Source organism: Asprobacillus argus (assembly GCF_032248395.1).
GTDB lineage: Bacteria > Bacteroidota > Bacteroidia > Flavobacteriales > Flavobacteriaceae > Polaribacter > Polaribacter argus.
In genome coordinates this window covers 316410-339617 of record NZ_JAVTTO010000002.1, presented here as the reverse complement: position 1 = coordinate 339617, position 23208 = coordinate 316410, and the positions used below count along the sequence as shown (strand labels likewise).

The window sequence follows — 23208 nt, the reverse complement described above, 5'->3', positions numbered from 1 at the left end:
CCAATGATCATTTCAGAAGAACTCCTTGTTTTATGAGCATAGTAATGTGCTTGTTGATCTGTTTTATCTCCAAGAGAGGATTCTTATTCAACACCAAAAAACTTGCTTCATATCCTTCTTTGAGTTCCCCAACCTTACGACGAGGAAAAACAGCTTTTGTGGCGTTTCTAGTCCACATATTTAATAATTGCGTGTTGGTAAAAACATCTAAGCCATATAAAAACTGAAACTCTCCCACAGAATTCCCATTGTATTGATCCGAACCAATTGCAATCTCTACTCCTTCTTCTTGAAGTAATTTTAAGTTGAACACTATATTAGCAACTAACTGTTGATAATTGGGTTGTTTTTGTCGTTTCAGTACCAATGAGGCGGTAGTTACCACTCGAATTCCTTTCTTACTGGCTAATGCCGCATCCTTTCTATTTATAGGCTGACCATGTGAGATCTCAGGTAAGTGAGCAACTTCATCTACTCCAGCGGTTACAGCAACATGAAAATCATACGCTGTTTCCACATGAGCACTGACTTTTAAATTTGCAGCATGGGCTTTCTCTACAATTTTTGAAACAAATTTAGGATTCAGGCCCTTTCTCCCAAAGTAAATACTATCATCTTTTCGTTTTTCATATTCTTCGGAATACAACAGATTGATCTTTATAAAGTCGGGTTTAGACTCCAGTACCCGTTCCCATTTTTGCTCTAGATCTTGTTCAGTATCTATACGTACATATCCATGAAATTCGAGTTCTTCCAACGTATTGAACATTCCCCGGTAATATCCACGATATAAATAGCGTTTTCGAACACCGATCGGATGTCCATCTTTTGCTGTTAATGGTGCATGAGTCATGCGTACATCCAGTTTTGAAGGTTCGTTGTAGTTATGCAATACAGGAGTAATTCGTCTTTTTATAGTAGAAAGTAACTTGACATAGAACACACCATTGTCCAAATATGCCGCAATACGTTCTTGCAACTCATACTTGCTTTCGAGATTATGGTTGTGTGCATCCGCAAAAGGTGGAATCACAAATTTTCCGGAGAGATCAATAACCGTATCCGCTTCACCTATGGTATTGAAATGCAACAGCCCTTCTTTCACCCAAACCGTTTTCTTCTCAAATATTTTACCATTAAACCAATGCCCGTTGTTTAATTGTATACGCTTGCTATTTTTGTTTTTTCGTGCATAATTTTGCCCATTGCAAGAAAACGCAAATAGTATAATTACTGTAATAATCAGGTATCTACACATGTTTTATCAGATTTATTTCTGATAAAGTACAGGTATGTAACAGTTATATCAAAACTTAATAGCTGGTTGGTATCTGGTGGTAGCTAGAACGTAATCCTCGGTAGATAAGTATATCTATTTACCAGCAGTTCTTACATAACGCTGACTATAGGCTATAGAGCGCTTCCCTCCTGCCCAACTTCCATAGGGTCTGTACGCTGTTGGGCTATGTGGGTTGTAATCTGTTGCTTTCTTACCATGGGAGTAATAACCACCTCCACGATATCCGTAACCTCCTTCTTCTCGAATTCCTTTGGGCCAATCGATATTAGTTGCTGTACCTTCCTTAGAAATCAGGCCATCCCCATGGGTTCCTGTATAATTTCTTCCTATAGGATGTCCTATGGTGACACATTTCTCCCATAAACTTCCAGCTAAATCCATAACCCAATAGTATGAAGCTCCATACAGGTGTCTATTGTTTTCATTAAGATCCTTCTCTACTACACCATCTGTCAATATCAATTCGTCATTCAGTTCCACTTTACGTTTTAGGTCTTTGGTACTTGCCGTTCCCCATGGGAATTCATGAACCATAGGTTTTCCCGCACCTCTTGCAGCCTTGGTAAACTCAAACTCTGTCATAGGTCGTAATCCTGCCCAATCCGCCAAAGTTGCACCATCGTCCCATGTGATAAAATTGGCAGGTCTATTATATGTATCCGCTTTATAACGATTGTTTGCGAAGCGAATCCCTCCTTTTTCCTTATAATAATTATTTACTGTATGTGGCGATAATGTACTTGCTAAAGCCGGAGAAAGTGCATTAAGAAAATCGGAATAGAATCCCTGTGTGGTTTCATACTTCATCATATAGAAGGCATCATGTCCTTTCGGAAAGGTAGCAGGAATACTTCCTTTACTATCGCCTCTATAAGGTGACCTTCCTATTTTGTAATATAAGTTTCCTTCAGTAGGACTTACATTTATCACTTGATCTTCAGATGAGATCAAAAATGGTTTTACGGGTTCTCCCGTAACGTCAGACTCATAAAACGAAGCATAGTTTACAGCTTCAGGTTCTGTAGCTCCCACATAGAAATCTCCTTTAGGAATATATACCATTTCCAGTGCAAAAACATGTATTTTATAGTTGTTAGATAAACGTTTTGAAGTAGCATCATCTATCTTTAAGTCAACATTCCAAGCAACATCTCCCCGATATGCGTCCGCTAAATGAACAAACACACCTACTCGATCTGAAGGCAGTTCAAAAACGCCTTTTTGAGCTCCTTTTAGGCGGTGTTTCTTTGTGGCTAATTTCCCATGAATGTAATCTCCTTTTGAGTCTATGAACTTTACAAACACCCAAGCTGCATCGAAATTTTTCTGATTCTTCCAGCTATTTTTCCACGATAAGTTGAAGCTTACTTTTTTAGTTTTCTGATTGAAGGATATATTCTTTACTTCAATATCGTTCGCGAAGTTTAATGACGGAGTAACCAGTATGATCACAACGAGCATCTTTTTTAACAAGTTCATAATATGGTCTTTAACTGTTGATATTATAAATGTATGTCAAAAAAATACAGTATGCACGTTCAATACAGTACCACGGTGTTAAAATAGCGTTAAATAGGTATTAACGTACGTAATGATATTTTACATCTTCTTTCATATAGCTTAGTAAAGCTCCTTTGTTATGTAATTGATCCAAAATTCTGTACAAAACTAATAGTAAAGAGATTCCCTCTACTTGCTGTAAAATCTCAAAGCTTGTTTTAGGCCTTTCTTGTAAAACATTAATTACAGATTGTTCTTTTAATGTAAATTCTTCCTGTTTCATTTCGTTTGCTTTTTAGTTACAAATTCTAAATGTTTTCATCGTTTCCAAGCATGAATTTATCAGATTCATCGGTCTTGGGTATATATTTTAGGAGAGTAATGGAGTGCGAAATCACACCCTTCAAAATTATACATATCTCTACATTTTAACGACGGAAATCCGCAGCAGAGATTGCAAAAAACCGCAACGATTCCTTTTTAGTTTCTATGCTCGCGCTTAACCCTTCTATTTTTGGGTATTTACTAGCTCTAATTCTAAAAAGTAGAAGTGTCCTAAGAAAAAAGATCGCAAATACTCCTGAGCAGAGAATAAGCGACCTTTAAATGGATTTCTATCTATAAGAAGAAACTCAGTATCTAACAAATATCTTCTTTGTTCTTCTTTAGCAGTTTTACATATTACTATTTGTTCTCATTCATCTTTAATCCGACATAAGCTGCTGAACTAACTCCCATTAGACCTAGTTCTACATTGCTAAAATTGATAAAAGTTGAGCGATCCGAGGCAAATTCTACGATAAACATCAGCCCAAATATGATATTAAATACCAATGCTTGAAATCGATGCATACTGACACCATTTTCATCCGATAGGATATTGTACAAAAATCCTTTCCCTTTTTTATCCGGTTCATTTTGGTATCTAACAACCTTACTGTTTATCTCGTTATTATCAATAATTCTTGCAGTAGTTGTTGTTCCCAGACTAATTCCTAGTAATACTAGACAAGATGCACTTAGCTCTGGCATTTCTCCTGTAGATCCATAAGAAATAGAAAAACAGCAGATAATGATCAAGGTCCACCAAAATAATTGGGAACGTGCAAAGCTATATGGTTTAGGCGTTAGGTTACTAACATCCTTTAATAGGTTTGTTTTTGCTGCCATATACAGGCCGACAAGGACGATGAGAATGGGTAATAAATATTGAAAGGTTATTTCCCTTAAAGTTTCTATCATGGTGTTGATTTTTGAGGTTACTTACTGAATACAATAACACTAACTTACTAAATTTTAAGAATTTAGCATACATAAATCAACATTTCATTTTTCGGAAAACCGGAAAAAAGCGACCTCGAACGAGACCGCTTTTCTTATTTCTATCAAAGTTTGACAAAATCGTTGGGGTTCTTTGCACCTTCAAATAACTCTTTAATTGTGTATTGTAAAGAATCACAAGACGAAGATCATTAAGCTTCTCAAATACCCTTGTTTACAGTATGTAGATTATTTCTTTTTGGTATTTCTTTTCTTTATGAGTTTCATCCATTTTTCACGATAGCGAATAGCAGCATCTTGGATTGCTTTACGCATTCTTTATGCTGCTATGATGTGTTCTTTATTATTCACGAATATTTTAGCTATTATTTCATGTTATTTAGCTCAAATGAACCACTTAGCAATTTTATCATATGAGGAATGTGTGTGAATCGGGCTCTTTCAGGTAGTGTATGTTCTCTTTTAAAGTGGTTCAATGCCTTATCATAATACCCTCCGATTACATAGGCATCACCCATTCTTAACAATGATGGCAGATGTTTCGGGTTTCTCTTCAGAGCCATTTTGTAGAACTCCAAACCTTCATCCGCATAACCATCTACCATCAATATCCAACCTAAATTTGCTAACACGCTCATCCAATTTGCCTTGGCATACGAAGGGTCTTTTACCAAACTTTCTAGTTTCTTTTTACCACTTTTTAATCCATTAGTCTTTATTTCGGTATAGACAATACCGACCGGATGACCATGTCCTGGAGAAACTTCTTTGACATAACTTGCCTTTAAATAATCAATTGTATAGTTCGAGCATAAGAAGTGAAATTCAATTTTAATCTCATCACCTAATTTTTGTCCCATTGGAGAGTTCGTCCCAAGACTAAAGTCTTTACGGTTCAACTTTAACCAACCTTTCATCATCATTAAATCACGTAAACCCATAGCTTTACGCATCACGGTTGGCTTTTCAATATGTACCGTTACCTCCTTGTTAATATTCTTTATAGACATCTTCCCTGTAAGATCAAAGCCTTTATCCGTTGTAGTAACTTTTGTTCCTTGAAACCACATACCAGGAAAATTACCTGTATCTAAAAATGAGGTTCCATGTAATTGCTTATCTCTCTTATCATGAGCTGTTGTAACAGTTTCAGCTCCAAATCTAATTGTTGCTGATGTTTTATCGATATGTTCTGGGTCATAGAAAATGGTAGCTTGATATGATTTTATAGCTCCCCTGATTAGAGGGAACCCAAAATAACTGGTTTCAAAAGTTACATAAGAGCCATCTTTGTTAATTTGAAATCGATCTTTCATATCGATCTTCTTGCTTTGTGAATGTCCCACGGTTACAATAAATAAACACAGTGTAGCCCAGATAAACAATCTCTTTTTTCTGTCAATGAATGTTATAGTCTTCATGATTTTTCTTTTTAATGGTTTGAATACAGATCCAAACTAGAAAAACCATGTACTAATTATTGCATTTTTTTGTGATGTTTTTATGAAGATTTTCCCCGGTAAGCTACAAAAGGTTTTTAAGTCCTTACTTTTTTTCAAGTAACATAATGTCAGCATCTATATCATCTACCTGAGCGTATAACAACTCTTGTTTCATAGTATTATAGTGTAAGGTAATTCCAAACGACGGTATACGTTTTGGGCGAAACAAAGAGGTGTTCTCTTGAGAAAAAAAGTCTAAATAATCTATGGTACGTGTTTTAGAGTTCAAGTAATAAACACCTTTAGACGATAATGTAAAAGCACCATATTTTTTGGAATCAAAATCTATGGTCACCAGTTGTTCTTTTTTTGTATCTAATTTCATACTCCAAAGTCCTTTCTCTTCTTTTTTTACATAAAACAATGTGGTCATATCCAACAATAATTGCGGAGCATATCCGCCTGCATTTGTTATTTGAGTTCTATCACCTCCTGCTGCGGTCATTCGCCAAACGTTCCATATTCCATTTGTAGAAACACTATAATAAATGTAAGTACCATCACTACTAAAAAAAGGTGTATGTGTATCCTCAGAAGAGTTTGTCAGGTTTTTCGGAATTCCCCCCAGCGCGTCAATACTATAGATATCGGATTTTCCATTTTGATACCCTTGAAATAGAATAGTTTGTCCATCTGATGACCATCTTGGAGTATTGATATACTGTCCTTTAAACGTTGAAATAGAAATAGCTTCACCCCCATCCATGTTGCTTGTCCAAAGCTGAAACGACCCCGACTGATTTGTTGTAAAAACGACCTTATTTCCATTAGGAGAATACGACGGATTAAGATCCAAGACATTGCTAGCTCTCCAAACTTTTCCTTCTTTAGTCTTTAGAGAGTATCTCCAGATATTTACATTATCTTGAAGTTTTGCGTAAACCATTTGGCCGTTACCTCCTACTCTTGGCATCACCATCTGATAATCTGCAACAGGCATTAATGTGCTTTTTAAGTCCTTTAAATTAACTTTCCACAACTTATAGATTCCGGTCTTGTCTGTTCCATATATCAAAGAATTTCCATCGGAAGACCAATCAAACCCGTTAATAGATAGATGCTCTGTTGTTATTTGTTGTGTATCTCCTGTAATTAGGTCCAACACATATAAATACATGCTTACACTATTCTTTTCTCTTATAAATCCAATTTTAGTACCATCTGGCGAATATGTGGGGTGTAAATCACCATTAAAATTAGCAGGCGGGCTTGTCATTATTTTTTTAACTCCTGAATCTAAGTCGGTCAACTCGACTTGCAATGGGCTATTTTTATGGGGTCGGCTATTAAATGCCAGTTCTGTATTATCAGGAGATATATCGAAATTTCCTTTTGTATACTTCGGAGTTGTTAAAATCCTCGTTTCTTTCCCTCCAGTCATTGGTGCTCTATATATTGTAGCTCCAGAAGGTTCATAACGCATAAAATATATATTTGCCCCATCTGCGGACCAGACAGGTCTCATTTCTACGGACGCGTCATTTGTTAATCTAATTTGATTTTCTGTTCCAATTCTCTTAACATAAACATCCCAATTTTTCTCAGGTGATCTATATGTGTACGCCACAAAATTTCCATCTCTTGAAATTGCAGGGTAATATTCGGTCATATCACTATTTGCCAATGCTTTTGGATGATAAACTGCGACTTCTGGTGGAGAAAATACATCTAGTATAGAAAAAGCACCAAATACTATGAGTACTATCAAAGAAATGCCTATGACCAGCGGTCTTCTTCTAATCGTTAGGTGAACCTTATCTTCAGAAACACTATCTTTTGAGGATTCCTTTACTTTGGCTATCAACCTATACCCCGTTTTACTAATTGTTTCTATAAATGTTGGATTTCTAGGGTCATCTCCCAAAACTTTCCTTAGAGAAGAAATAGCTCGTGTCAATACATTATCAGTCACAACAACATCTTTCCAAACTTCCTCCATTAACTCTTCTTTAGAAACTAATTCGCCTTCATTTTTTGCCAAGTAAACCAGCACAGCCATTAATTGGGGTTCGACTCTTCTAATGGTGCCATTCGAATGGATTATTCTATGTAAAGTAATATCTACTTTCCAGTCTTTTATATAAAAAACCTTAGTGCTCATATCTATCTACTTAATTGAGGAGGTTTAAGGTATATATAATATATGGGCAATACAAATTTCTTGATTTCATAAAAAAACATCTAATCAGTAATTACTGATTAGATGTTTTAAATTCTTAAAGGTTACAGAATACAAGAGTTATTTCATAGTTCTGTATGTAAAGGACTTATGAATGATCTTCCATTTCCCTTTTACTTTTAGCAGCATAAGATAATCTGTATATATTCTTTTTATCCCTGGCATCTTAATTTCTATCTTGGCCATAGCTGCATCGTTTTCCATATCTATAGACAGTATTTTACCAATACGATTGCTCTTTTTTCCAGGTTTAATATTATTCGTATACCCTTTTCCTGACCAAACCACAAGTTCTCCTTTTTTTATATGATACAGATTTAGATCTTCGTGAAAAGCATCTTTCACTCTATCTGGCTCTCCGTTGGCCGTTCCTTCGATGTAGTTTAATAACGTTTCTCGGATACTTGCTTTGTCGGATTGCGCTTGCGCTTGCTGTAACCCTATAAAGAGGATTACCATTACCATAAGTTTTTTCATGAGTTTAATGTTTGAATAACACGAATGTATTTTCAAATATTAGTAATTGAAAGAAAACAGCGGTGAAAGAACTACAGATTTATAAATCCGAAGAAAAAACTATAAAGACTTTTTATACTGTGCAGGGGTAACTCCCTTTATTTTTTTAAACGCAGCGTAGAAAGAAGAGTTAGATCTAAAACCACATTCATTCCCAATGGCTGCCAACGTAAGTACATTATTAGATTTGAGCATTTCCTCAGCCGCAGCAATTCTATATTGATTTATAAAGTTTGAAAAACTCATCCCCACATTATCATTCAAATATTGTGACAAGGAATGTGAAGGAACTTCCAATGCATTTGCCACGTCTAATAACTTTAGATCAGGGTTTACATAGATCGCTTCTTGTTCAAAAAGTACTGCTAAGCTTTCTTTCATAGAATGTACTTTGTCATCAGAAATTTTCCGATTCCCATATTTTGTCGGTAAAGAAAGAAAAGACAATGCTTCTTTTCTACGTTTTAAAAACCAAATAATGACCGTTATATAGAATGTGAATGAAAACGAAAGTGCTCCTACTATATAGGAAGTATACATTGTAGTATTATAAGCTAACCAAATTAAAAATCCTCCTGCGACTATATTTAACAACCAAAAATCTAGCGTACTCAATTTCTCAGTTTTAGAAAACAACTTCTTTAAAGTGCCTCTTATCTGGTAGATTGCTGCAACTACGTATGCAGTCCATTGTATCAAAAGAATAGTTCCAAAAATCCTGGGAGGCAATCGCCACCATAAATGCGAATACTGGCGATATGGATAGTAATACCCAATAATGATCATAAAAATTACTATTGGGATTATATGAATCAACCATATCCATTTCCCCATCTTTTCAGGCCTTGTGGTAACTCTTGTATATATGTATAAGAATGGCCCGATTAAAAAGCATGCTGTTAATCCAATATGCACAAATGTTGACGATGTACCTGGGTAAAATGTTAAAAACACGGACTTTGTTACACGAACACTAATTACAAACAACAACCCCGCTAAAAAGTAGGTAGCTCTGCTCTTATTCTTTACAAAAAAGGCAAAATACAAGCTTAGAAAAAGTCCATTAAAAGCACCTAGGGCGCTAAAGAAAAATAAAATTTGAGTATTCAAGATGTAGCTTTGGGAAACTAAAATACTAAAAAAACAAAAGGTTTTGAAGGTATCAGTAGATTATTAGATCAATCGATTCTTTTGAAGTTGCACTCTGAATTCTTTCGGAGAGATTCCACAATATTTTTTAAAGACTCGACTAAAGTAAAGCGGGTCGTTATAACCCTCTTCATATGCAATAACTTTTATTGGAAGATTTGTGCAATACATGGATTATTCAATCAATAAAAAACACTCAACAAAGATTGTTGAGTGTAGTGGCATGTATAAACATCTTATATTTATTCATCAAAATCTACCCTGCTTAACCAAATTAACCCCAGTACATCATCTTCTGCTGCAATAACTCTAGTATGAAAATTAGCAGGTCTCGGTGTTGCTTTTGAATCAAAATATTTCATAAGATCTATCTCTCCAGCAGGTGCATACGTTGAACCTCCATCTGCAACCAGTAAAGGCGTTTGTGTTAACAATGTGGAGCTTCCTTTATGCGTATATGAATAGTTAGGGCTGGCAAACGCCGATAAGATCTCATGACCTATTTCATGAGCAGCAGTAACTAAAAACTCCTTATCTGCATAGGACGGTGGAATATAGGCCCAAAATTTCTTTCCTTTTTTATTTACAAATTGGTTCCATTCAACATTATATGTGATTTCCTCTGGAACAACATTTGCAAAGAAAGAAACTATATCCCTAACACTTCCTGGGTTAGAAGATCTAGAAACACTATCGTTGGTGTTATAATTGACATCTAAATCATCCATATGTTTAGAGGTTGTTTGAATAGCCTTGGTTGTAACTTTATATTTTCCTTTTGGTGTTGTTACATCTCTACTCCAATACTTGCTAACACCTTGTAACACCATTTCTTTTAACTTGTTAAAACTCCTGAGTTGGCTGGGTTTGGTCCCACTCGCTGGAGCACCAGGTACAACAGGTAATCCTGCAGGTAAAGGGTCATCAAGTTCTTCTGCATCACCATTATCTAAATTTAATCGCAACTCGACATCGATAGTCATTGCTTTTCGGTTTACTTTTACATCTACCCAATCTACTTCTTCCTCTTCATTATCAAGATCTGCAGTATCAGAGGCTGAATCATATTTGTTAACCACACTAACAATAACCTTCAATTCAGGGCTCTTAAGGATTTTAGTGTCTAGAATACCATTAGAATCATAGCCATCCCAAATCCAATTATGCTTCCCTAAGGCTACATATTTAGTTGTATGTATTTCTTTATATAAAGTTGTACTACCATTTTTTACTTCAATAGTAGTTTTTTCAGAAGCTGAATCTTCAATTTCAATCTCAAAATGAGCATTCTCTTTTTCTGTATCTGATTTCTTCTTATTATCAATAGCTAATGGAGTTAACAAATCTAAATTTCCTTTTTCCAATAAAGAAATGGAAACATCAATTTCCTTTTCAACCTCATCACTAATCTCGATGGAATCAATTGGTTCCTCCTCTAATTCAATAGGTATTATTGGGGTATCTAATCCGAAAGTTTCTCCAGATTCAAATAGGTCTAAAAAAACGCTTTTAAAATCACGACTCATAATATATTTGTTTAAGGTTAGTAACTACAACTTAACGGGTAGAAATTTAACTTAGGAAAGACATGACGCACAAAAAGTAATTAGTTAAATTTCAATACTTTATATATGCAATTTTACCAAAAAAAGAACAAAATTTGGTGCGGTAACTCGAATTCCACAGTGTGGAAACCCGTAAAAAAAACACCCAATAAACTAATTTACTGAGTGTTATCAACTTTAATCCAAATAATGAACGTTATCTCGCTCCTTTAGATTTTAAATATTTTGTAGTAATGGAGTATTGATTGTTCTCAGCAGCAGAAAGTGCAGTTCTACCATTTACCTCGATATTGACATCAGCTCCTTTAGAAATCAAATACCTTACGGTACTTGTATACCCATTGTTCGCAGCTCCAATTAATGCAGTTCCATGATTTCTAGATACAACATTTACATCCGCTCCTTTGTGTAATAATAGCTTTACCGTTTCTGTATGTCCGTTATTCGCGGCAACAAATAATGCCGTACCACGATTTCTTGAAACTCTATCAATCTTTGCTCCTTCGGATAATAGTAGCGAAATTGTTTCTGCATGTCCGTTATTAGCTGCGACAATCAATGCCGTCCCTCTATTTGCTGCTTCAAAGTCGATTTCCGCTCCTTTAGAGAGTAAAAACCGTACCGTCTCGTCTTGCCCATTATTTGCAGCTGTGATCAAAGCTGTTCCCTGGTTCGGTGAATATTGATCTACATCAACTCCTTGTGAGAGTATATATTTTACCGTTTCTGTGAATCCGTTATTTGCAGCTACAATAAGTGCTGTGCCTCTATTTGCTGATCTACCATTTATATCTGCACCTTTAGATACTAAAAAAGAAACAGTGTCTGTGAATCCATTATTTGCAGCTGCTATTAACGCCGTTCCTTGATTCGGCGTCTTTAGATCGATCTCAGCGCCATTCTCTAAAAGTAACTCAACCGTTTTGGTATGTCCATTGTTAGCCGCCATAATTAGAGCGGTACCTTGATTTGGGAACCTACGATTCACTTTTAACCCTTTCTTCAACAAAAATGAAACTATTTGAGTTCTTCCTTTTCGTGCTGCCGCAATTAATACATCTCCGTGATTGGAATATCCCTTATGAATATCCGCTCCTTTTTCAATAAGGTATTTTACAAGATCCAAATGTCCACATTTGGCAGCTGTCAATAGAGCCGTTCCATCTCCTTCAACATACAAATCAACCGTTGCTCCTGATTCAAAAAGTAACTTCGCTATCTCAACGTTCCCTTTTCTAGCAGCTGCTAACAACGGAGCCACAGCTTTTTCTTTCATAAACGTGTAGTGCTCTACAACGATTTTCTCATATTCGGGGTTATCATCAATACAATTAGGGCTAGTAGTTTTTAACAACTCTTTGACTAAAGAAATGTTCTCGTTTCTAATAGCTTCTAATAAAGCTTTGCAATCGTTTTTTGGTGTTGTATTGTTTGCTAAAGTGCTGAATGGCAATAGTAAACCAACTACTAATAAGAATATATATTTTTTCATGGTAAAAAGATTATAAAGGTTTGTCTTACACCATTGAAGACCAAAACTTTTTAATATGGTTACATTTTCAGAATCTATTTACCTCCTTCAACTAAAAAAAGCGCTGCCAGCATTAAAACTGAACAGCGCCTACTCACGTATTAAGAGCTTGTTTATTATTTGATTCCTGCAATAACTTTATCTAAGTATGAATGTTGATTTTGCGGAGCTTTAGTCCTAGCTTCTTTATAATGTTTTAGTGCTTTCTTCTTATCGCCACTTTTTAAATATGCCTCGCCTAGGCTATCTAAAAATCCCCAAATGAACTGATGATTCTTGTTCTTTTCGACGTTGTAACTAAATACTTCAATTGCTTTTTTAGTTTTTCCCATATTCAAGAGTACATACCCATATTGATTTAGTTGATATGGATTCCCTGTAGGAATGGCTTCTTCCATAATTTTTTCTGCTTCTGTAATTTTACCCTTCTTGGCAAGTAATCCAGCTTTTACCTGAAGGTTACTAAACCCTTTGCTACTTGCTATAGACTTATCAATCCAAACCATAGCTTCCTCTAAGTTTATATTATTCTGTAAACAGAAGTTTGCTGCTTGCATGTGGCCTCTCCATCCAAACCCTGGTATTCCTTTAAGCTCTGCTCTCATATTATCAACAACGATAGCAGTGATGTCAAACTCAATTGTAAAAGGCACTCTTGTTTTTTCCCAGGATAATGCGGCCATTATGTTTTTATTACCTTTATTAATAAAATCATAACTCAACCATTCCTGAAAAGGGATCGCTTCGCTTTTTACAGTTACCTCTAATGCAATATCATTAGGTCCAGGATAAATAGTTCCCCAAGATTTTGAGTATTTAGAGAAAATAATGTCTACTGAATTCTGATTCGGTTTCATAAAAAGTCCATAAGTACCTGCAGCAATTTTCTTACCTTCCACTTTGGCATCATGCGTAAATTGAATGGTAGTGTTTTCATTGGCCCCTGCTCTCCACATTTTATTGTATCTTACAATTCCTCCAAAGACTTTTCTTCCTTTCACTCCGGGACTGTGATACGTTATTGTAACATCTGATAGCCCTGAGCGTTGCGATATTGTAGATAATTGACTTGCTCTTGGCGTAGTCACGTTTTGAGCAACGTTTGTATGGGTCAATAGCATAGTGAATATGCATAATACAAGATTAATTTTTATTGTTTTCATTTTTTAAGTTTTAAATACAGAACAAAATTAAATGCTGCTTTTCATGTATACATTGCATTTGTGTTGACTAGTTAATTTTGTGATAATTGGTTACACCCTTTTTCTTTTAATTTCAAACAGTAGTATGAAATATGTTTAAAATGATTATTTGGCTTTGAATCCCATTAAAAAGCACTTAATTTTGTTGTGCACAGTACTCTTAAAAGCATGGAACTATTATCTACACAACATTTATTGAAAGAAGCCTATGATCCACAAAATTTCAGGGACATAGGACATCAGTTAATCGATTTACTTGCCGATCATTTAGAAGATGCTCAAACTGCTTCTAAAAACGTCGTACTACCATATAAGGCACCAGAAGATGAGTTACTTTTCTGGCAACAACATTTACAATCTAGTGCATCTCCAATAGATACCTTTAAAACCGTTTTAGAGCATTCCATTCACATACAGGATCCTAGGTATATGGGGCATCAAACAGCTACGGTTGCTCCTATTGCTAGTTTGGCTGGCTTGATGTCTGATCTGCTTAACAATGGTACAGGTGTCTTTGAAATGGGGCCTGCTTCTAATGCTTTAGAAAAACTCGTTACAGACCTGTTATCCTCTCATGTTGGATATGATGCGAATGCTTCGGGCATATTAACATCTGGAGGAACATTGGCCAATCTAACGGCTTTATTGGCTGCAAGGAAAGCAAAAAGTAAACATGATGTTTGGCAAGATGGACATAAAAATAAGTTAGCTGTCATTGTTTCAGAAGAATCGCATTACTGTATTGATAGAGCAACAAGAATTATGGGATTTGGAGATGACGGAATCATTAAAGTTCCTGTGGATAAAAACTTTAGAATAAAAACAACGGAGCTAGAGAATCATTATAGAAAAGCTGTTGAGAATGGTCTGGAAGTGATTGCCGTGGTAGGCTGCGCATGCTCTACAGCCACTGGATCGTATGATGATCTTGAAGCATTAGCCGCTTTTAGCAAGAAGCATGATCTATGGTTTCATGTAGATGGAGCACATGGAGGTGCCGCTGTGTTCTCGGAAAAACATCGACATTTGGTCAAAGGAATTGAGCTTGCCGACTCCGTAGTAATTGATTTTCACAAGATGCTGATGACACCAGCCTTAACAACTGCTTTGTTGTTTAAAGAAGGGAAAGACGTGTACAAGACCTTTGCTCAGAAAGCCCAATACCTATGGGATTCACCTCAGTCTGAAGATTGGTTCAATTCTGGAAAGAGGACTTTTGAATGCACAAAATTGATGATGTCTATAAAAGTTTATATCATTCTAAAAACATATGGTATTGAGGTCTTTGAACAGAATGTCAATCAATTATATGATGTTACTAAAGATTTTGCCAATATGATTTCGGAACGTTCCAATTTTGAATTGCTAACGCTTCCTGAAGCCAATATTTTAAATTTCAGATACGTGGATTGCAAATTGGAACAAGACATCAATGAAATAAATACAGCCATTAGACAACAGTTGATTGAGGCTGGTGAGTTTTATATTGTGCAAACTACAGTTGGTGGTCAAAAATATTTAAGGTGTACCGTTATGAACCCTTTTACGAATAAAGATCATTTCAAAGCATTGTTGAATGAAATTGAAAACATTGGGAATCTCTTATAACCCATTTTAACTAGAATTTAACGAGAGATTATATCTTATAAATTAAGTTTGTTTATCTAGTTAATATCTATGTATTTTCAAAAGTACGATCCTAATCCTTTATTCTCAGACTTCATTGACTGTTATTTTGCTATAGACACCAGGCAATTGGAAGGCACTATTGAAGATTTGATTATTCCAGATGGCACTTTTGGATTGATTTTCACAGACGATCACAAAGCTTTAAGTAGAACCTTAAATACAACAAGCTCTTTCGTACCATTAAAAAGAACTTCCATTTTTGGTCAGAAAACACATGCCGTTCAATATACCATGAATCCTTCTAACTCGATCATTTTTGGATTGAAAGTAAAACCTGGAGGTATTTCTTTATTTACCAAAGAAACTTCATATATCAAAAATATCTTTGAAGATATAGATACACTTAATATTGCTGATTTAAAAGAAGTTGAATCGCAAATATTAGAAGCTTCTACAGTACTAAAGAAAATTGAAATCATTGAGCATTACATGATCCAAAAATTAAAAAACGTAGGTCGTAATGCCGATCTGGAGTTATTCCAACTTATGACGAGCTTTGTTTTTTTACATAAGGGAAATGTCCGATTAGATCTATTAACAACCCATTTTAATACTAATTACAAAAGGATAGAGCGCTTATTTCATAAATATGTTGGAATGTCTCCTAAATCGTATTTACGAATTATACGAATCAATGCCTGTATTGACGTTGACAAATTTAAAGATCGATTTAATCTATCAGCTCTCGCGGTAGACAATGGATTCTTTGATCAATCACATCTAACTAAGGAGTTTAAACGAGTAACATCGCTGACTCCCAAACAATTTTTCGGGAGAGACCGAAGTTTTTCAGAAGTTGAAAACCTGCATATTATTCACCGTAGATGGCAGGATAAGCAAGCTGTCTAAAATTTACAATCATTCTTCTTTTTCATTTTTTAAGTTTGATCTTATAAAACAGAAACATGAAGAATAATTTTATAGTACTTATAGCATTTATATCAACTTTAGCGGTTTGTAAAGGACAAAGCAAACATCCCGAAAATAATATTACTGACGCTGCTATTTCTGCTCACATAAAAAAACTAGCTTCCGACGAATTTGTTGGAAGAAAACCCGGTACAAAAGGCGAAGAACTCACTACAAAATATATTGCAAAACATCTTGGTAAGTCAAATATTGACCCTGCTAATGGCAGCAGCTACTTTCAAAATTTTACCATTAAAGAAATAGAATTTCTAAGTAGTAGTAACCTTCAAATATATTCTGATAACGGTAAAAGATCTTATAAGTATGGGAAGGATTTTCACGCCAAAACTACTATGGAGGTCAACCAGAAAGTTACCACTTCCAAAGCCGAGTTAATATTTGTTGGGTTCGGGATCACATCTTCGGGTTATAAATGGGATGACTATAAAAATGTCGATGTGAAAGGTAAGATTGTCGTTGTTTTAAAAGGCGATCCCGGAATGCATACTAAAAACCCCAAATTATTTAACGGAGAACGTCCGAGCTACTATGGAGGCATTAAATATAAAAAGAAAGAAGCCTTAAAAAGGGGTGCAGTGGGGTTGCTAGTTATACAAGGTAAAGATCAAGATTGGACAACCATTAATCAACAAAAGAACCCATTATTTCCTGGAAATCTATCTGACCTAGCTTCTGATGGTTTACATTTCTCTGGCTTTATTTCAAAGACTCTTATGAAGCAGTTAATCATAAATTCAGGTAGTAACTTTGACCCTACTGAAAAAGGACTGAAAAAGGAGTTTACACCTATATCTTTAAAATCTAAAGCGTCTATAACCTTAAAATCTACCGTCAAAAACAAAATCAATACGAAAAATGTTGTAGGTATTTTAAAGGGCTCCAAAAGACCAAATGAATATATTATATATACTGCACACTGGGACCATATTGGAACACGATCTGGTCATCTAGGTAAAGATTCAATTTTTAATGGTGCAATAGATAATGCTTCAGGAACAGCTATGCAATTGGAAGTAGCAAAAGCATTTAGCAAAATGAATAAGAAGCCTGAAAGGTCTATTATATTCCTATTTACCTCTGCTGAAGAAATGGGCTTATTTGGTGCAGAATATTATGCTAACAATCCACTATACCCGTTAAATAAAACGGCTTGTGTTATTAATGCTGATGCCAGCTTTGCAGTAGAAAAAATGCGCATGGTGATCAATGTAGCCAATGGATTTACGGAAATGGATACACTTGTTAGTATCGCAGCGAAAAAAATTGGGAGAGGTATTTACAAAGGTGATCCCAATACACCTCCTCCAGGAAATGTTTTTAAACGATCAGATCATTTTCCTTTTGTAAAGAAAGGAGTGCCAGCTGTGTGGAATGTTGGGAATTTTGATCCTATTAATGGAGATAAATCACAAGAGGCTAAAATTGGTGAGTTTATAAGAAAACACTATCATAAAGTTACGGATGAATATTACGATGGGTTCATTGCATCCAACATTACCTATGATGCACAATTAAACTTTCTTACAGGATTGGAGATAGCAAACTCTAGTTCCTGGCCAAATTGGAAGGAAAACACGTACTTTTCTGAATATAAGGCGGTAAGAGATAAAAGTATGTCTTCAAGAAAATAGCTACTTCCCGTAACTATTTCTTTGGCAAATACTTTTTTGGGATCTTATATTTTTGATTTTCCGCTGCCCAAAACATAGATAATATCCAATAGCGATCACCATCATAGAATATGTCATAACTCGTTATTCCTTGTCCATCTGGTATACTTTTATCCTCTACTCTAAAACGATAAGTGCTAAAAACTTGTGTAACTGAGCTAAAAGAATGCGTAATATTTGATACTTCATGTTCATAGAATCCTTTCTTGTCCAAATATCCGAGCTTAGAAATAAATTCTTCTACGGTTTTAAAAACTAATAAATAGGCTTTATCTGTCTCGTTGCTCCAATTACTATAGATCAATCGTGCCTCAGGATGAAATAAGTTTTTTAATCGTTCAAAATCACGCTTTTCACCTATAGGTCCAGAGATACAATCATAATAGGCATCCAAAATATTCTGAACACTTTTGGTATCGTTTACCAGTGTTTTCAAAGGTTCTTTTTCAGTTTTCTTGGTACCGTTAGTAGCTGACACAAACAATACAATACAAAAAATGGCGATTAGTTTCTTCATAATTTAAGTTTTGATTCTTTAAAAATACTAGTTATTTATGTAGATTCATAATTAGCAGAGGAGCGTGCCATTCGTTTTTTTGACGAACAGCACATATCCCTGAAAATCAACTTGAATATACTCCTTCTGTTTTTAATTCTCTATAATTCGAACGCCCTCTTTATTTGCAAATTTTCCAGTGATCAACCAACCGCCGAAATCCTCTGAAACTGCCATGAGCAATGTGTTCTTTCCTTTTTTCAAATTCAAATAAATACCATCAAAGAGACCTACAGTTCCTAGATAGCGATAATCACGAGACCTCCATCTATTAGATCCTTTGTAAATAGGTGTGCCGTTTAGTATCGCCACTACCCTGTCACTATATCCAAATTGAAATAATTTTGTTTGTCTTTTATCAGAATGGACAACAACTTTAGCAAACACTGTATTTCCAGGTTTACCATTTCGCAATAGTTGAACTCTAGAAATGTTCGCTGCAGTTCCTTCTTCAACCACAATCTTTCTACCCCATTTTCTATTTCTAATAACCGATGCTACTTTATGAGGGTCTGCCAATAACTTTTCTTCAAACATATCAGACACTTCCCATTTCGAAACTAATCCAGGGATTGCTTTTCGCTCTATGGGTTTAAAATTCATAAGTGTCTTGGCATTTTCATCAATTTTGACATTGGCGATATGCATTGCTTTTAATCCACCTCCACGAATAATAACCTCTCCAGGTTTGGTTTCATGGAAAAGGTTCCAGGATAAATTAGGCGTTTCTGAATGATTCAAAAATACTTGTGCTTTGTTTCCATTAACTACGACTTTAACATGCGTCCAATCGTCGTACGTATAGTCATAAGGGAAAGAATATCTAGGACCAAAATATAATTGCCAAGGTGTAATTCCATTTACCGCAGGAGCTGCTTGATTGGCATCTGGCTTACCGGATAAATGAGGTCTTAAAAACCATTGTTCTCCATCTTTATTATCTCGTACTCTAAAATAAAGACCTGGGAAGGCTTGTGTTTCCTTCAGGTATATATCAAACTCTATTGTACCATTTAAAAATGTCTTATTCTTTAGCCTCATAGCTCCAGCTTGAATATAAATGGCATCTTTACCTTTATAGTTCTCAAACACATAAGATCTTGCATTTATTTGCCAGTTTATAGTATCTAAAGGAATCGTATTTTGTGAATTTCCAACAAATGATGCTAAGCCTGTTAGTATGAGACTTATGGTAAGTAGTATTTTTGATTTCATGATTTTGATTTTTATGTCTGATAAATTTCAGAGAAAGGTTTCATCTATAAAAAACAAGTTCGTGCAAAACGATTCAATGTTGTACACGTCATATTTTTTAGGGACTTTTGTTTCTATATGACCGATACAGCAACACATAAATTAATTCAAAAGTGCCTTTTACTTATTGAAAAGAAATTAGATTGGGGGCATTCAGAAAATTGGCATAACGATGTATTTATAGAGCTCAGTGAAAAAATACAGGTTGAAACTACTGTATTGCTGAGCCCTACTACTTTAAAGCGTGTCTGGGGTAAAGTCAACTATAAGAGTGCGCCTAGTATTAGTACTTTGAATACGCTTTCTCAATTTGCTGGTTATGATAATTGGAGAGATTTTAAAACGAAATCAGCTGTTAAAGATCCCAATTGGTTTGAACGAAAGATTCACCCCAATCTTGGTATTATTATTCCGGCTGCGGCAATAATGACGTTAGTTTTTATTTCTATTTATTCCATGACAGGAAATGTTGTCAAGAAAGAATACGATTTTTCTAAAGTTCAATTTAGCAGTCATCCTATTTCAAATGGGCTTCCAAATTCAGTAGTTTTCGATATAGATTTAGACCAGATAACATCAGATAGTATTCATATCCAACAATTTTGGGACGAAACAAAGACTATTCGATTAAAGCCAGGGCAAAAACAAGCTACCGGAATCTATTATTTCCCTGGTTATTTTCGATCGAAATTATTAGTTGATGGTCAGATCATTCGAGAACATGATCTTTTTATTACATCAGATGGTTGGACAGCAACTGTGGATTATGAACCTGTTCCAAAATATGTGATGCAAAGTAATTTTTTAAGAAACGAACTCTCTTTTTCTAATGAAATTCTGAATGAGATACAGCAGTTAAAAGAGCCTTTAGAATCTTCTTTTCATTATATAAAAGATTTTAAGGGTGTATCAGGAGATCATATTACGCTTCAATCATCAATTAAAAGTGTACTTAAAGAAAAATGGGCTGTTTGTCAAAGTATACGTATTGTTATTCTAGGTACTGAAGGGGCTATTCTTATTCCCTTATCACAGTTAGGGTGTGTTTCGGATCTTAATCTGATATTGAATGATGTTTTTCTTAATGGAAAAGAACACGATCTTTCGGCTTTTGGTGTTGATTTGAGTACCGAAAAAGAAGTTATCATTAAAAATGATAATAAGAAAGTTACGTTGTTCATTGATGGTAAGGAGATGTATTCTAACTCATATACCCAGTCTATTGGACGGTTTGTAGGTTTTAGATATCGTTTTATGGGTGCCGGAACAGTAAAAAACATTGTCATTTCTGAAACAACTGACCAAAGCACCATTTTAAAAGCCTTCAATGAGTGATCATTTTTGGTTTTGTAATTTTAAAAAAAGTGCCTGTGATCGTACATCAAAAAAGTTGAGATCCAGCGCAGTTTTTAAATGGGATTCTGCTTTTCCAGAGTCTTCTGTCAGCAAATAAGCCTCGGCTAAACTCCTATGTATTACAGAGCTTTTTGGAAATTTTGCTATTACAAATTTCAAAATTGTTATAGCATCTTTATACCTGTTAGCCTCTTCTAGTCGATGATATAGTTGCGTAAAAGAGTTTTCACTAAAGTCAAATAGATAGTCATTCTTGGCAATATGTTCTGCAGATAATGAATTATACAAATCCATTCCCGCTGTTACTCCATGTAAATTAATTTCTTTGTATATGGTATCAGACATTGAATACATATACGGAACCGGTGGTCTAAATGCAATCTTCCTTTTTATACGAACATCTTCGGTTAATGAATCCTTTAAAAAATCAATGACTCCAGTCATTATCGCATTAGATAGAAGTCCATTATGACCTGTATTTTGGACTGTTATCTTTTTATTGTTTGGAAATCTGGTAGCGATGGTATCAGCAAGTCTCTGAGGAGTCCTTCCATCCAACTCACCATTAATGAATAAAACCTCCGTATTTCCATATACCGGTGCATTCAATCCATCAATTTTGGATGCTTTAAATGTAGTATAGATCTCGGGGTATCTGCCATAAGAGATGCCGAAATGCGAAAAGATCGTAGATGTTTCTTGTTCAAAAGATTCCTTCCATAATTTATCTGTATATCCCGAAGCTCCGTTTGCTGTAAAAAACAAAGCATTTGGCAAACGTCTCCGTTTAAAATTTCGCAAACTGTTCCCTATTTCTCTGTAATTTCCTTGGGACATTTTATAGTATAAACTTGGTAATCTCTCCATAGCATGATCTTGGCCCACTCTATCCGATATCATCATTTGAAGATGGGTTTCTGTTAACGTCATATTAATGGTAGGGCGAAAGATGGAAATAACACTTGCCAAAGCATTTTCTGCTCCAGAAGGATTGTTTCCAAAGGCATCCTTGATAGGTATTTTTACATCTACAGGGCTTTCCTTTATTTGTTCATGCGTTTCCTTTACTAGATCTAAAAAATTCGGAATATACTTAGACAATTTTTTATCCAGTCGCATCAGCGAGTCCATTTTCACATATTGAGATTGTACATCAGATGGTAATTTCAAGCCATGATCTGGAGCTAATGCTCCAACCAATATGGCTTTATGAACAACACCTTCAAAGTACTTTATATAGATTTGTGCTAATTCTGTTCCGTAACTATATCCGTACAACGTAATCTCCTCGTATCCTAGTGCCCTGCGTATAGCATCAATATCCAGAACACTTTCATAGGAGTTATAAGTGCTGAGATCTATACCCATATACGTAAATTCATCTGCACATTCTCTACATTTATCTAATAGATCTTTCATAATCTCTTCTTGCACATTTTCTGTAATATCAACAGGTAGATCAAGAGAGTTTCTACACTCCAAATTTGGAATAGAATTTCCTGTCCCTCTTTGATCTAAAAGCACAACATCTGCGTACTTTGACAACTCCTTAAACAAGAAAAAATAGGATGTTTTACCCACACGAGTTGAGGATGAACCAGGTCCACCAGCGAGAAAGAAGATTGGTGGAAATGGTTTCACAGCAGTTGTTTTAAATCTTTCAAAATACAACTCTATAAGATTTGAATTGACCTTTTCTCTATTCTCTTTGACAACTAGCCTTCCGGTTTCTATAATACCCAAACTATTATTCAAATGGTCATGTAAGGTATCCTTAGAGATTTCTAAGCTATTTAAAGGCTTATGATTTACGTTTGGTTGAGTCTTTGGTATATCCGAAACAAAAACTACCATATACATGGCGATCCCTCCCAGTACTAAAGTTAACACTGTAATTAGGTAAATAATTCTTCTTTTCTTGGATAGTTTCTTCTTAGCGTTCATCTGTATAAAGTCTTTTGTTCAACTTTGTGACGAGCAAATTAACTTTCTGTTTCTTTCGAATCAGCTGAAAGAACACACAATTTA

19 protein-coding genes are annotated in these 23208 nt (G+C 35.1%); 4 read left to right on the top strand and 15 right to left on the bottom strand.

Going from position 1 to position 23208, the window contains the following annotated elements:
• Window positions 1-7 precede the first annotated feature (7 nt).
• The 12 genes from RQM59_RS05250 to RQM59_RS05195 form a co-directional block, all read right to left on the bottom strand.
• A complete protein-coding gene (locus RQM59_RS05250) occupies window positions 8-1258 on the bottom strand; it encodes an amidohydrolase family protein (protein ID WP_349241031.1) in 1251 nt (416 codons plus the stop codon).
• 114 nt (window positions 1259-1372) lie between these two features.
• Window positions 1373-2779 (bottom strand): SUMF1/EgtB/PvdO family nonheme iron enzyme, encoded by a 1407-nt coding sequence (locus RQM59_RS05245; protein ID WP_349241030.1) that lies wholly within the window; start codon window positions 2777-2779, stop codon window positions 1373-1375.
• A gap of 100 nt (window positions 2780-2879) precedes the next feature.
• A complete protein-coding gene (locus tag RQM59_RS05240; RefSeq protein ID WP_349241029.1) occupies window positions 2880-3083 on the bottom strand; it encodes a hypothetical protein in 204 nt (67 codons plus the stop codon).
• A gap of 401 nt (window positions 3084-3484) precedes the next feature.
• Window positions 3485-4042 (bottom strand): hypothetical protein, encoded by a 558-nt coding sequence (locus RQM59_RS05235; RefSeq protein WP_349241028.1) that lies wholly within the window; start codon window positions 4040-4042, stop codon window positions 3485-3487.
• 404 nt (window positions 4043-4446) lie between these two features.
• Window positions 4447-5502: a YceI family protein gene (locus RQM59_RS05230; protein ID WP_349241027.1), complete on the bottom strand. Its 1056-nt coding sequence runs from the start codon at window positions 5500-5502 to the stop codon at window positions 4447-4449.
• A gap of 124 nt (window positions 5503-5626) precedes the next feature.
• Entirely contained in the window at window positions 5627-7684 is a 2058-nt protein-coding gene (locus RQM59_RS05225) for a winged helix-turn-helix domain-containing protein (protein ID WP_349241026.1), read from the bottom strand.
• Window positions 7685-7822: 138 nt separating this feature from the next.
• Window positions 7823-8239, bottom strand: a complete 417-nt coding sequence (locus RQM59_RS05220; RefSeq protein ID WP_349241025.1) for a nuclear transport factor 2 family protein — start codon at window positions 8237-8239, stop codon at window positions 7823-7825.
• A gap of 99 nt (window positions 8240-8338) precedes the next feature.
• A complete protein-coding gene (locus tag RQM59_RS05215; RefSeq protein WP_349241024.1) occupies window positions 8339-9388 on the bottom strand; it encodes a helix-turn-helix domain-containing protein in 1050 nt (349 codons plus the stop codon).
• 63 nt (window positions 9389-9451) lie between these two features.
• On the bottom strand, window positions 9452-9598 hold the full coding sequence (locus tag RQM59_RS05210; RefSeq protein WP_349241023.1) for an AraC family transcriptional regulator: 147 nt from the start codon (window positions 9596-9598) through the stop codon (window positions 9452-9454).
• Window positions 9599-9669: 71 nt separating this feature from the next.
• Window positions 9670-10953, bottom strand: coding sequence for a hypothetical protein (locus RQM59_RS05205; protein ID WP_349241022.1), 1284 nt, complete (start codon window positions 10951-10953; stop codon window positions 9670-9672).
• A 235-nt stretch (window positions 10954-11188) separates the two neighbouring features.
• Window positions 11189-12484: an ankyrin repeat domain-containing protein gene (locus RQM59_RS05200; RefSeq protein WP_349241021.1), complete on the bottom strand. Its 1296-nt coding sequence runs from the start codon at window positions 12482-12484 to the stop codon at window positions 11189-11191.
• A 155-nt stretch (window positions 12485-12639) separates the two neighbouring features.
• Window positions 12640-13686, bottom strand: a complete 1047-nt coding sequence (locus RQM59_RS05195) for a DUF2911 domain-containing protein (RefSeq protein ID WP_349241020.1) — start codon at window positions 13684-13686, stop codon at window positions 12640-12642.
• A gap of 207 nt (window positions 13687-13893) precedes the next feature.
• Between RQM59_RS05195 and RQM59_RS05190 the strand changes: the two genes are divergently transcribed.
• The 3 genes from RQM59_RS05190 (at window position 13894) to RQM59_RS05180 (ending at window position 17975) form a co-directional block, all read left to right on the top strand.
• Complete coding sequence (locus tag RQM59_RS05190) at window positions 13894-15333, top strand: pyridoxal phosphate-dependent decarboxylase family protein (protein WP_349241019.1); 1440 nt, start codon at window positions 13894-13896, stop codon at window positions 15331-15333.
• A 69-nt stretch (window positions 15334-15402) separates the two neighbouring features.
• Entirely contained in the window at window positions 15403-16263 is an 861-nt protein-coding gene (locus tag RQM59_RS05185) for a helix-turn-helix domain-containing protein (protein ID WP_349241018.1), read from the top strand.
• A 56-nt stretch (window positions 16264-16319) separates the two neighbouring features.
• Window positions 16320-17975 (top strand): M20/M25/M40 family metallo-hydrolase, encoded by a 1656-nt coding sequence (locus tag RQM59_RS05180; protein ID WP_349241017.1) that lies wholly within the window; start codon window positions 16320-16322, stop codon window positions 17973-17975.
• Window positions 17976-17988: 13 nt separating this feature from the next.
• Here RQM59_RS05180 and RQM59_RS05175 read toward each other — a convergent pair whose 3' ends face one another.
• Window positions 17989-18531: a hypothetical protein gene (locus tag RQM59_RS05175; protein WP_349241016.1), complete on the bottom strand. Its 543-nt coding sequence runs from the start codon at window positions 18529-18531 to the stop codon at window positions 17989-17991.
• Between the two features lie 132 nt (window positions 18532-18663).
• On the bottom strand, window positions 18664-19785 hold the full coding sequence (locus RQM59_RS05170; protein ID WP_349241015.1) for a hypothetical protein: 1122 nt from the start codon (window positions 19783-19785) through the stop codon (window positions 18664-18666).
• Between the two features lie 117 nt (window positions 19786-19902).
• On the opposite strand from RQM59_RS05170, the gene RQM59_RS05165 reads away from it, so the two are divergent.
• Window positions 19903-21159 carry a hypothetical protein gene (locus RQM59_RS05165; RefSeq protein WP_349241014.1) on the top strand — a complete coding sequence of 419 codons (1257 nt, stop codon included), beginning with the start codon at window positions 19903-19905 and terminating at the stop codon, window positions 21157-21159.
• Here the strand turns inward: RQM59_RS05165 and RQM59_RS05160 are convergent, their stop codons facing one another.
• Entirely contained in the window at window positions 21160-23124 is a 1965-nt protein-coding gene (locus tag RQM59_RS05160; protein WP_349241013.1) for an alpha/beta fold hydrolase, read from the bottom strand.
• Between the last annotated feature and the right edge of the window lie 84 nt (window positions 23125-23208).

Bases quoted from the DNA above. Each gene is read 5' to 3' on its own strand.
- RQM59_RS05250 (WP_349241031.1), bottom strand. From the start codon at position 1,258: ATGTGTAGATACCTGATTATTACAGTAATTATACTATTTGCGTTTTCT.
- RQM59_RS05245 (WP_349241030.1), bottom strand. From the start codon at position 2,779: ATGAACTTGTTAAAAAAGATGCTCGTTGTGATCATACTGGTTACTCCG.
- RQM59_RS05240 (WP_349241029.1), bottom strand. From the start codon at position 3,083: ATGAAACAGGAAGAATTTACATTAAAAGAACAATCTGTAATTAATGTT.
- RQM59_RS05235 (WP_349241028.1), bottom strand. From the start codon at position 4,042: ATGATAGAAACTTTAAGGGAAATAACCTTTCAATATTTATTACCCATT.
- RQM59_RS05230 (WP_349241027.1), bottom strand. From the start codon at position 5,502: ATGAAGACTATAACATTCATTGACAGAAAAAAGAGATTGTTTATCTGG.
- RQM59_RS05225 (WP_349241026.1), bottom strand. From the start codon at position 7,684: ATGAGCACTAAGGTTTTTTATATAAAAGACTGGAAAGTAGATATTACT.
- RQM59_RS05220 (WP_349241025.1), bottom strand. From the start codon at position 8,239: ATGAAAAAACTTATGGTAATGGTAATCCTCTTTATAGGGTTACAGCAA.
- RQM59_RS05210 (WP_349241023.1), bottom strand. From the start codon at position 9,598: ATGTATTGCACAAATCTTCCAATAAAAGTTATTGCATATGAAGAGGGT.
- RQM59_RS05205 (WP_349241022.1), bottom strand. From the start codon at position 10,953: ATGAGTCGTGATTTTAAAAGCGTTTTTTTAGACCTATTTGAATCTGGA.
- RQM59_RS05200 (WP_349241021.1), bottom strand. From the start codon at position 12,484: ATGAAAAAATATATATTCTTATTAGTAGTTGGTTTACTATTGCCATTC.
- RQM59_RS05195 (WP_349241020.1), bottom strand. From the start codon at position 13,686: ATGAAAACAATAAAAATTAATCTTGTATTATGCATATTCACTATGCTA.
- RQM59_RS05190 (WP_349241019.1), top strand. From the start codon at position 13,894: ATGGAACTATTATCTACACAACATTTATTGAAAGAAGCCTATGATCCA.
- RQM59_RS05185 (WP_349241018.1), top strand. From the start codon at position 15,403: ATGTATTTTCAAAAGTACGATCCTAATCCTTTATTCTCAGACTTCATT.
- RQM59_RS05180 (WP_349241017.1), top strand. From the start codon at position 16,320: ATGAAGAATAATTTTATAGTACTTATAGCATTTATATCAACTTTAGCG.
- RQM59_RS05175 (WP_349241016.1), bottom strand. From the start codon at position 18,531: ATGAAGAAACTAATCGCCATTTTTTGTATTGTATTGTTTGTGTCAGCT.
- RQM59_RS05170 (WP_349241015.1), bottom strand. From the start codon at position 19,785: ATGAAATCAAAAATACTACTTACCATAAGTCTCATACTAACAGGCTTA.
- RQM59_RS05165 (WP_349241014.1), top strand. From the start codon at position 19,903: ATGACCGATACAGCAACACATAAATTAATTCAAAAGTGCCTTTTACTT.
- RQM59_RS05160 (WP_349241013.1), bottom strand. From the start codon at position 23,124: ATGAACGCTAAGAAGAAACTATCCAAGAAAAGAAGAATTATTTACCTA.